Source organism: Marinobacter iranensis (assembly GCF_029207565.1).
In the GTDB taxonomy this organism is placed as follows: domain Bacteria; phylum Pseudomonadota; class Gammaproteobacteria; order Pseudomonadales; family Oleiphilaceae; genus Marinobacter; species Marinobacter iranensis.
The window spans coordinates 1-336 of sequence record NZ_JANCMW010000054.1 but is presented as its reverse complement, the minus strand read 5'-3'; the positions used below and the strand labels follow the sequence as shown (position 1 = coordinate 336).

At 63.1% G+C, this 336-nt stretch carries 1 protein-coding gene; it reads left to right on the top strand.

The genetic code is table 11. The annotated features are described in order from the left end of the window. Positions 1-336: GTP-binding protein (locus NLU14_RS21410; RefSeq protein WP_275710434.1), on the top strand; the 336-nt coding region annotated here is incomplete at both ends.

The following is a 336-nucleotide window of genomic DNA, read 5'->3' as shown; positions in this document are numbered from 1 at the left end:
AAGGAGCGCGGAATCACCATCTTGGCCAAGGCCACTTCGGTGGACTGGAAGGGTACGCGCATCAACATCGTCGATACGCCCGGCCACGCCGACTTCGGCGGCGAGGTGGAACGCATCCTCAACATGGTCGATGGCGCCATCGTCCTGGTCGATGCCGCCGAAGGCCCGATGCCGCAGACCAAGTTCGTGGTCGGCAAGGCGCTGAAGGTCGGCTTGAAGCCGATCGTGGCGATCAACAAGATCGACCGTCCCGACGCTCGCCACCAGGAAGTCATCAACGAAGTGTTCGACCTGTTCGCGGCGCTCGACGCCACCGACGAGCAGCTCGATTTCCCG